11 protein-coding genes are annotated in these 9,328 nt (G+C 63.9%); 1 reads left to right on the top strand and 10 read right to left on the bottom strand.

The features are described from left to right. The 6 genes from EN949_RS28815 to EN949_RS28790 all read right to left on the bottom strand — a co-directional run. Nucleotides 1-1,120, bottom strand: a 1,120-nt coding sequence (locus tag EN949_RS28815; protein ID WP_127371858.1) for a Do family serine endopeptidase, incomplete at its 3' end; no start/stop codon positions are given. A gap of 127 nt (nucleotides 1,121-1,247) precedes the next feature. Then, the gene (locus EN949_RS28810) at nucleotides 1,248-1,436 is read right to left on the bottom strand and encodes a DUF2065 domain-containing protein (protein ID WP_013531032.1); all 189 of its coding nucleotides are present in this window, start codon (nucleotides 1,434-1,436) and stop codon (nucleotides 1,248-1,250) included. 6 nt (nucleotides 1,437-1,442) lie between these two features. Continuing rightward, nucleotides 1,443-2,411: a protease modulator HflC gene (locus EN949_RS28805; RefSeq protein WP_063168276.1), complete on the bottom strand. Its 969-nt coding sequence runs from the start codon at nucleotides 2,409-2,411 to the stop codon at nucleotides 1,443-1,445. Next, complete coding sequence (gene hflK, locus EN949_RS28800) at nucleotides 2,411-3,529, bottom strand: FtsH protease activity modulator HflK (protein WP_013531030.1); 1,119 nt, start codon at nucleotides 3,527-3,529, stop codon at nucleotides 2,411-2,413. Before hflK ends, EN949_RS28805 begins: the two co-directional genes overlap by 1 nt. Before the next feature lie 169 nt (nucleotides 3,530-3,698). Next, nucleotides 3,699-4,217 carry a dihydrofolate reductase gene (locus EN949_RS28795; RefSeq protein ID WP_013531029.1) on the bottom strand — a complete coding sequence of 173 codons (519 nt, stop codon included), beginning with the start codon at nucleotides 4,215-4,217 and terminating at the stop codon, nucleotides 3,699-3,701. Next, the gene (locus EN949_RS28790) at nucleotides 4,217-5,218 is read right to left on the bottom strand and encodes a DUF4424 domain-containing protein (protein WP_063168277.1); all 1,002 of its coding nucleotides are present in this window, start codon (nucleotides 5,216-5,218) and stop codon (nucleotides 4,217-4,219) included. The genes EN949_RS28795 and EN949_RS28790 overlap by 1 nt, the downstream gene beginning before the upstream one ends. 225 nt (nucleotides 5,219-5,443) lie before the next feature. On the opposite strand from EN949_RS28790, the gene cobF reads away from it, so the two are divergent. Next, on the top strand, nucleotides 5,444-6,220 hold the full coding sequence (gene cobF / locus EN949_RS28780; RefSeq protein WP_013531027.1) for a precorrin-6A synthase (deacetylating): 777 nt from the start codon (nucleotides 5,444-5,446) through the stop codon (nucleotides 6,218-6,220). Between the two features lie 118 nt (nucleotides 6,221-6,338). On the opposite strand, the gene EN949_RS28775 is transcribed toward cobF, so the two are convergent. From EN949_RS28775 to modA, 4 genes are all read right to left on the bottom strand, one after another. Continuing rightward, entirely contained in the window at nucleotides 6,339-6,680 is a 342-nt protein-coding gene (locus tag EN949_RS28775; protein WP_063168278.1) for a winged helix-turn-helix domain-containing protein, read from the bottom strand. An 80-nt stretch (nucleotides 6,681-6,760) separates the two neighbouring features. After that, the gene (modC, locus tag EN949_RS28770; RefSeq protein WP_127366950.1) at nucleotides 6,761-7,873 is read right to left on the bottom strand and encodes a molybdenum ABC transporter ATP-binding protein; all 1,113 of its coding nucleotides are present in this window, start codon (nucleotides 7,871-7,873) and stop codon (nucleotides 6,761-6,763) included. Then, nucleotides 7,870-8,574 carry a molybdate ABC transporter permease subunit gene (modB, locus tag EN949_RS28765; RefSeq protein WP_063168280.1) on the bottom strand — a complete coding sequence of 235 codons (705 nt, stop codon included), beginning with the start codon at nucleotides 8,572-8,574 and terminating at the stop codon, nucleotides 7,870-7,872. The genes modC and modB overlap by 4 nt, the downstream gene beginning before the upstream one ends. Before the next feature lie 15 nt (nucleotides 8,575-8,589). Next, nucleotides 8,590-9,327, bottom strand: coding sequence for a molybdate ABC transporter substrate-binding protein (modA, locus tag EN949_RS28760; RefSeq protein ID WP_245472529.1), 738 nt, complete (start codon nucleotides 9,325-9,327; stop codon nucleotides 8,590-8,592). Nucleotide 9,328 lies beyond the last annotated feature (1 nt).

The following is a 9,328-nucleotide window of genomic DNA, read 5'->3' as shown; positions in this document are numbered from 1 at the left end:
CTTTCACCGTCTGTTCAACGCCCTTGCGCACGATCAGCACGTCGACCGCCTTGCCGACAGGGCTTTCGGCGACGACACGTGGCAGGTCGCGCATCTCATGGATATCCTTGCCGTCGAACTTGATGATGACGTCGCCGGCCTGGATCGTGCCATTGTCGACCGGGCCGCCCTTGATCACGCCGGCAACCAGCGCACCCTTTGCGGTCGCCATGCCGAGGCTTTCGGCGATGTCGTCGGTCACCGGCTGGATGCGCACGCCGAGCCAGCCGCGCCGCGTCTCGCCGAACTGGCGCAACTGGTCGACGACACCGGACGCGAGCTGCGACGGGATGGAGAAGCCGATGCCGATCGAGCCGCCGGATGGCGAGATGATCGCCGTGTTGATGCCGATGACTTCGCCCGCGCTGTTGAACAGCGGTCCGCCGGAATTGCCGCGGTTGATCGCGGCATCGGTCTGGATGAAGTCGTCATAGGGGCCGGAATTGATGTCGCGGTTGCGGGCCGAGACGATGCCGACCGTCACCGTGCCGCCGAGGCCGAACGGATTGCCGATCGCCATCACCCAGTCGCCGACGCGCATCTTGGTGGAATCGCCGAACTTTACCGCCGTCAGCTTGTGGCCTTTCGGATCGACCTTGAGCACGGCGACATCGGTCTTGGTGTCGGTGCCGACCAGCGTCGCCTTCAAGGTGACGCCATCGGAGAAATTGACCTCGATGTCGTCGGCATCGGCAATGACATGGTTGTTGGTGACGACGATGCCTTGCTCGGCATCGATGACGAAGCCGGAGCCCAGCGACTGCACCTTCTGCGAGCCGTTGTCCTTGTCACCGCCGCGGTTCTTGAAGAAATCGTCGAAGAAATCCTGGAAGGGCGAACCCTCGGGCAATTGCGGCATCGGCACCGCGCCCGGGCCTTCGGTACCCTTGACCGTCTGCGAGGTCGATATGTTGACCACCGCGCCGAGCAGGCCTTGCGCCAGATCGGCGACCGAAGCGGGCCCATCGGCGGCAAATGTCGGCGCCGTGAAGGACGGGACAGCGACGGCGCTGACAAGAAGTGCCGCCGCGCCGGCGATGAATGTCCGCCGCGCCGCGCGCAAAATTGTATTGGATGTCATCGAGAAGCCTCCCGGTATTCTTGAAAAGAAAAGCGCTTCGACGAAAACGCCGCGTCACGCCATGTTGGCAAAAAATACGGCACGTTTGCGGCTATGACTATCGGCAGAGGATAAATCATCGCCGCCCTCATGCGCCTCGTACCAGCCAGACGATGCCGACGCCGATCGCGATCGCCGCCAGCCCGGCAATCCGCAGCGCGTTCTCGGGCAGCGACAGCACTTCGGTGGCAAGCTTCCTGGCCAGGCCGGGAAAGCCGCCATAGACCAGACCCTCTATGACGAGGACGAGGCCCATGGCGGCAAGAAAATCCTGCACCGGCCGCTACTGGCCGGTGCTGGGCTGTGCCGCCGGCGCGGCGGGTGCCGTCGCCGGAGCGTTTGGCGCAGGCGAAGCCGGCTTTGCCGATCCCTCGCTGCCGTCGGGATTGCGGAAGAAGCGGAAGAACTCCGAGTTCGGCGACAGCACCATCGTCGTTCCGGTGTTGTCCAGCGCCGTGCCATAGGCATTCATCGACCGGTAGAAGTCGAAGAAAGCCGGATCGCGCTGATAGGCTCCCGCGAAGGTGGCGCTGCGCTGGGCCTCGCCCTCGCCGCGCAGGATTTCCGACTCTTTTTGGGCTTCGGCGACGATCTCGACCACTTCGCGATCGGCGCGGGCGGTGATGCGCTGTGCCGCCTCATTGCCGCGCGCCCTCAGCCGGGCAGCTTCCGCAAGGCGTTCCGCCTTCATGCGGTCGAAGGTCTGCTGCGAGACCTCGGCCGTGAGATCGGTGCGGCGAATGCGGACATCCTCGATCTGCAGGCCGAGCGATGTGGCATCGGGCCTGAGCTGGTCGCGGACCTCGCGCATCATCACGCCGCGCTCTTCGGAGAGTGCTGCCTCGAAATCACGCAGACCATAGACACGGCGCAAGGCAGCGTCGAGACGCGTCCTGAGCCGGGCCTCGGCCAGTTCGATCTGACCGGACACCGCGGCGCGGAAGACCCGCGGATCCGAGATGCGATAGGCGATGAAGGCATCGACCTCATAGAACTTGCCGCCCGAGACCTGGACGCGAATGTTGTCGAGATCGAAGCGCAGCACCCGGTTCTCGATCAGCTGCACGGTGTCGGCGTCGAAGAACGAGAACGGCGCCTTGAAGTAGATGCCGGGTTCGCTCTTGACGTCGACGATCTCACCGAACCTGAGCACCAGCGCCTGCTGGCGCGCATTGACCACGAAGACCGACGAATAGAGCAGGAACAGGATAACCGCTGCTGCGACGACGATGATGGGAAGACGGTTGGCCATCACTGGTTACCTCCCGTAACGGGGGCGGCCGGTGCCGGCGCTTTCGGCTGCAATGCCGGCAGCGGCAGATAGGGAACGACCCCTTGCCCGTTGCCCTGCTCGACGATGACCTTGCTCGAATCCTTCAGAACCTTCTCCATGGTTTCCAGGTAGAGGCGCTTGCGCGTTACATCGGGCGCCTTGGCATATTCGTCATAGACCGAGATGAAGCGCTGCGCCTCACCCTCGGCTTCCTGCACGACCCGGTTCTTGTAGGCGGCCGCGTCTTCGCGGATCTGTGCGGCCTCGCCGCGCGCCTGCCCGAGCTTCTGATTGGAGTACTGGTTGGCCTGCTCGACGAACTTGTCCTCGTCCTGCTCGGCGCGCTGCACCTCGTCGAACGCATCGGCCACTTCGCGTGGCGGTGCCGCATCCTCGATCGAGACGGCGTTGACGTTGAGACCGGCCTTGTAGCCGTCCAGCGTCGTCTGGATGATCTCACGCACCGAGGCGGCAATGCCCTGGCGGTCGTCGCGGAAGATGTCCTGCGCCGGCCGGCGGCCGACGGCTTCACGCATGGCGCTTTCGGCAACCTGCCGCAGCATGCCGTCGGGATCGGACACATCGAACAGATACGCGCGCGGGTCGGAGACCTGATAGGCCACGGAGAACTGGACGTTGACGATGTTCTGGTCGCCGGTAAGCATCAGCCCGGACGTATTGCCACTTGTCGCGCCGCCACCGCCGATATCGACGAGCTGCTCGGAAATCTTGGCCGTCTCGACGGTTTCGAGCGGCCACCAATGGAAATGCAGGCCAGGCTGCGACAGTTCGGTCTTCGGCTTGCCGAAGCGCAGTTCGACCGCGACCTCATCGGGCTGCACGGTGTAAACCGCCTTGAACGCCCACAGCACCACAAGTGCAGCCGCGATCAGCGCGAAGATAGCCGGGCTCGCGCCGCCGCCGCCCGGAAGAGCGCGCCGCAGCCGGTCCTGGCCGCGGCGGATGATGTCTTCTAGATCGGGAGGCGAGCCCTGCGGCCCGCTCGGTCCTTTTGGACCCTGCCCCCAGGGTCCCTGATTGTTGCCGCCGCCACCCCATGGGCCGCCGCCACCGCCGCTTTTGTCGTTCCAGGGCATGAATGTCCTTTCGCTTGGAATTCCCTCAAGCGCCGGCATTACGGCGCAAAATCCAGTATTGTTCTTCTATAGGCACGCCACGGGGCGCTTTCAACGCGATGCGCTTCCGACTTCGTCCGATTTGGTCCAGTCGCGACCCTTTGTCTTCCTTCAATGGCTCTTTTTTCGTTCAATGTCTCTCGCGACGCCGCTCGTAAACCGAATAGCGCGTCGGGTGGCTGTCCTTTTCCCCGGCTGGGACGTCCTGCGAGCTGACAATGCGCCAGGAATCGGGATCGATCGGCGGGAAATGCGCGTCGCCGTCGACCGCTGCCAGCACATGGGTGACGTGCAGCCGGTCGGCCAGCAGCATGGCCTGGGCATAGATTTCGCCGCCGCCGATGACGCACACCTCGTCGACATCGGCCATGCCGCGCCCGCGCACCGTCGCCAGCTGGATCGCGGCTTCGAGCGAATGTGCCACCTCGACGCCCTCGGCGCGCCAGGTCTCGTCGCGGGTCACGACGATGTTCAACCTGCCCGGCAGCGGTCGACCGATGCCCTCATAGGTCTTGCGGCCCATGATGATAGGCTTGCCCATCGTATCGGCCTTGAAGCGCTTGAGATCGGTGGAGAGCCGCCACGGGAGCCCGCCGTCCCGCCCGATCACGCCGTTCTCGGCAATGGCAACGTAGATTGCGACATGCATCAATTTTCGCCCGTCGGCTCGAGGATCAGGATGTCGATGTCGCGCTCGGGGTAGAAATCATCCGCCGTCATCTCGAAGGTCGTCGGTCCGGTCTTTTTGACATTGTCGCCGCAGAACGAGACCAGGGCTTTCGGATTGCCCTTGTCGATCGTCAGCTTGAACTTGCCGATCGTGCCCGTAGCCCAGTTGCCGCCGGTGGTCAGGATATAGGCGATGCGGCTCTCGAAATATTTGGGGTAGCCGTCAGGGTCGTCCTTGGCCGCCTTGCGCACCGCATTTTCGAATGTGCCGTCCATGCAATACCGGGTCTTGTAGGCCGCATACTGACCCTGGAATTTGCCGTCGTAGAAGAAGCTGACCGAAGACGTGCCGCCGACGCTCGGTCTGTAGTGGTGGGAAACATGGACGTCCTTGTTGGCCGGAAAGGTCGAGCGCCACCAGTAGGTCGAACGCAATTGCCAGAACGGGGTGTAGACCTTGCTCGTCTCGGTGCCGTCGCTGCCGGTGTCCTCGATGATGATGCCGCGGTTGACCCAGTCATCGACAACCGCTTGCGGCAGCTTCGCCAGCGCCGCCTTCGCCGCATCGCCGAAAGGATAGAACGGCACGTTTTGCGCCTTCAGCTCAGCGCTGATGTCGATGCCGAGCGCCAACACCTTCTGCTCGAGCTGCGGCTTTGCGGCGACACCGTCGATCGTCACCTCGAAACCGAGGAAATTATCGCTCTGATTTTCAGGAATCGCCGGGATTTCTTCGGGATTGCCCGATATGTCGGGCATCGGGAAGGCGACGATGGCCTGGACATCCTGATCGGTGTTGTTGTGGAAGACATAGTCGACCGTGACCTTTTCCGGCGAGATGAAAAGGTCCTCGCTTTGCATCGCCACGGCATCGCTGCGCGACAGGATCAGGCCGCCGGTGCCAAGTTCGGCAACCGAATCATTGGCGAAAGCGGGTGCGGACGACAAGGCCAGCACGGCGGTCAGAACATATCGCAACATGGAAGCCCCCTCGGCTGGAATGCCTGCAGGACCCTAGCCGTTTCAATGTGGCGTTCAAAGCCCTTCCGTATCCGCGGACGCACCAAAGGGAGATGGACTGCGGTCTGGACACGCGCCAGCGCGGTCTGGACACGCGCCAGCGCGGTCTGGACACGCGCCAGCGCGGTCTGGACACGCGCCAGCGCGGTCTGGACTAACGGGTTCCGATCGGGCAGGAGTTCGCCCATGCGCAAGCTTCTCGTCATCGGCATCGGCGCCGGCAATCCCGACCACATGACCGTTCAGGCCATATCAGGCCTGAACCAGGCGGATGTGCTGTTCATTCCCGACAAGGGCGCGAAAAAAAATGAATTGGCCGAACTGCGCCGTCAGATCTGCGACCGCTTCGTCACCAATCCGAAGTCGCGGCGCGTCGAATTCGACGTGCCGGTGCGCGACCTCCCGGTAGAAGATGGGCCGGCGCCCTCCTACCGCTCGACCGTCGATGACTGGCATGAAGCCATCGCCGCCATTTACGAAGGCCTGATCCGCGACGAGATTGCAGGCGACGGCTGCGGCGCCTTCCTGATCTGGGGCGACCCTTCGCTCTATGACAGCGCGTTGCGCATCCTTGAGCGCGTGCGCCTGCGAGGCGATGTGGCGTTCGAGCTTGAGGTCATCCCCGGCATCACCGCCGTCCAGGCACTTGCCGCCAGCCACAAGATGGCGCTGAACCGCATCGGCGATTCCGTCCTCATTACCACCGGCCGCCGCCTGACCGAAGAAGGCATGCCGGACAATGCCGGCAGCGCGGTCGTCCTGCTGGACGGCAAATGCGCCTTCAACACGCTGGCCGACAAGGATGTCGTCATCCATTGGGGCGCCTATCTCGGAACGGAAGACGAGATCACCCTCTCCGGCAGGATCGGTGACATCGGCGCAAAGATCGAAAAAGTTCGAGAGGAAGCTCGTCGGCGGAAGGGCTGGATCATGGACAGCTATTTGCTGCGCAAGCCCGAATAGGAAGGCAATAGGGGAGTAAGGCAGTAGGGGAGTAGGTGAATGACGTTTTGTGTTGGAAGACAGCACGCGAATGCCTCCCTACTGCCCTACTGCCCTACTGCCCTACTGCCCTACTCCCTCACCCAGCCTCAATCTCCGCCTGCAACGCCTCCATATGCGTCGCTGCCGCGGCCGCCGCCGCGCGCTCGATGGCGCGGAAGCGGCTGACCACTGCCAGGCCGACCGCCGTCAACTGTGCGCCGCCGCCCTTGCGGCCGCCGGTCTGTGCCGCCACCAGCGGCTTGCCGAATACCCGGTTCATGTCCTCGACCAGGTCCCAGGCGTGCTTATAGGACATCTCCATGCCGCGCGCGGCGGCCGAGATGGAGCCGAAGGCGGCGATCTGTTCCAGGAGCTTGATCTTGCCCGGCCCGACGCGCCCGTCGGGATCGAGATTTATCCGCAAGCTCAGCGACGGCATCTTTGCTCTCCGCGGTCACATCCCAACATCATACTAGAAGCTCCCTGGCGAAACCGCTATTCCAAAAAGACATAGCGGGATCATCCACCCGTCTCGGCGGGCAGGCCGGCGCCGGTGTTCGCCCGATCGAAGCTCACCGTCTTGATCACCGCGAAAACCTTGCCGCCAAGATGAAGCTTCAGCGCCTGCCGCGACTGTTCGGTGATGCGGGCAAGCACGGTTGCGCCATTGCAGTCGATACCGACCTCGACCGCCGGTCCCTCGCCGGGGCTCATCGCGGTAATGGTTCCCGGCAGGATGTTGAGCGCGCTGAGACCCCTCGGCTTTTCGGTGGCGATCATCACATCGCGGGCGCGGATACGGATGCGCACCGGCGTACCTGTCTTCATCGCCAGCTGTGGCACCCGGAGCTCGCCCGCAGCCGAGCCGAGCACGGTCATGCCGAAACTCTCGTCGTGATGCAGCACCTTGGTGTCCAGCACGGCGCCGCCCTCACCGCGCTCCTCCGCCGGCAACAGGTCGAGCCTTTGCATCACCGCCTCGGTCGGCCCGCTGGCAACGACATTGCCCTGCGCCAGCATCACCACGTCGCTGGCCAGCCGCGCCACTTCGGCGACCGAATGACTGACATAGACGATCGGGATTTTGATCTCGTCGCGCAGCCTTTCGACATAGGGCAGGATTTCGGCCTTGCGCGCCTCGTCGAGCGAGGCCAGCGGTTCGTCCATGAGCAGCAGTCTGGGGCTGGCAAGCAATGCCCGGCCGATCGCCACACGCTGTTTCTCGCCACCTGAGAGCTTTGCCGGCCGCCTGTTCATGAGCGGCCCGATGCCGAGCAGGTCGACGACGGCATCGATATCGGCGTAGCGCTCCGCCGGCGGCGTGAACCAGCGGCCGTAGCGAAGATTGCCGGCAACGCTCAAATGCGGAAACAGCCTTGCGTCCTGGAACACCATGCCGATGCGGCGCTTGTGCTTCGGCACGAAAATGCCGGCACCGGTATCGACCAGCACACGGCCGTCAACCTCGATGCGTCCCTTGTCGGGCCGGATCAGCCCGGCAATCATGCCGATCAGCGTCGTCTTGCCCGACCCCGACGCTCCGAACAGCGCCGTCAGCCGCCCGGCGCTTTCGAAGCGGGCGCCGATGGCGAAACCGCCCTGCCGATGGCTGATGTCGACGAGAACGCTCATTCGATGTCCAGCCGCCGGCCGACACGCCGCGCCAGCACCTCCGAAGCCACAAGTGCTGCCATGGAGATGACAATGGAAATCAGCGTCAGGCGGAGCGCCCCTTCATCGCCACCCGGCACCTGCGTGAAGGTGTAGATCGCCGACGGCAATGTCTGCGTCTCATTGGGAATGTTGGAAACGAAGGTGATGGTGGCGCCGAACTCGCCCATCGCCTTGGCGAAGGCCAGGATGGCGCCGGCGATCAGCCCGGGCAGGATCAACGGCAGCGTGATGGTGGCAAACACCCAGAGCGGATTGGCGCCGAGCGTTCCCGCCGCCGCTTCCATCCTACGGTCCACCGCCTCGATCGATAACCGGATCGCCCGCACCATCAGGGGAAAGCCCATGACGCCGCAAGCCAGCGCCGCACCTGTCCAGCGGAAGGAGAAGACGATGCCGAAATGCTCCGCCAGGAAGGCACCGGCCGGGCCGCGCCGGCCGAAGGTGAGCAGCAGCAGATAGCCGGTCACCACCGGCGGCAGGATCAGCGGCAGATGCACCAGCCCGTTGAGAACCGTCTTGCCCCAGAACTGTCCCCGGGCAAGCAGAAGCGCGATCAAGATGCCCGGCGGCAGGCTGGCGAGCATCGCCACCGTTGCCACCTTGATGGACAGCCGGACCGCATTCCATTCGTCGGGAGTGAGGTCCAGCAGCCAGTTCATAGTGCCCCTTGGAACTCAGTTGCTCGGCGCGAGCACGGTAAATCCCTGATCCTTGAACAGCGCGGCCGCCTTGGCCGACTGCAGGCATTTCAGGAAAGCCGGCGTATCCTTGTCCTTCGAATCGGCGGTCTGGGCAACCGGATAGATGATCGGCGGATGCGAATCCTCCGGGAAGGTGCCGATCACCTTGACCCCCTTTTCGGCATGCGCGTCGGTGGCATAGACAATGCCAAGGGCGGCTTCGCCCGTCGAAACCAGTTTCAGCGCCGCGCGCACGTTTTCGGCCTGCGCCACCTTGCCCTCGACCGAGGACCAGACGCCGAGCGATTCAAGCGCGGCCTTGCCGTATTTGCCGGCCGGCACCGCCTTGAAATCTCCCATGGCGAGCTTGCCGTCGCCGATCAGCTTGGCGAGGTCGAAACCCTTCTCGATCCTGGTGTCGACCGCCGAGTCCTTCGGCGCCACCAGCACGATCTGATTGCCGAGCAGCTTCACTTCGGTGTCCGGCTTGGTCAGCTTCTTGTCGGAGAGATATTTCATCCAGTCGAGATCGGCCGAGATGAAGACGTCGGCAGGCGCCCCGCCCTCGATCTGCTTGGCCAGCGCCGAGCTCGCGGCATAGGAGACAGTCGCCGCCTCGCCGACATCGGCCTCGCAGGCCTTGTTCACCGCGTCGAGCGCGTCCTTGAGGCTGGCTGCGGCAAACACCACCACCTTGTCTTCCGCATGCGCTGCCGGCACGACTGCCATCAGC

The organism is Mesorhizobium sp. M7A.F.Ca.US.007.01.2.1 (assembly GCF_003998165.1).
In the GTDB taxonomy this organism is placed as follows: domain Bacteria; phylum Pseudomonadota; class Alphaproteobacteria; order Rhizobiales; family Rhizobiaceae; genus Mesorhizobium; species Mesorhizobium ciceri.
Note: the sequence above shows the minus strand (reverse complement) of the source record. Positions and strands in the feature narration are given on the sequence as shown.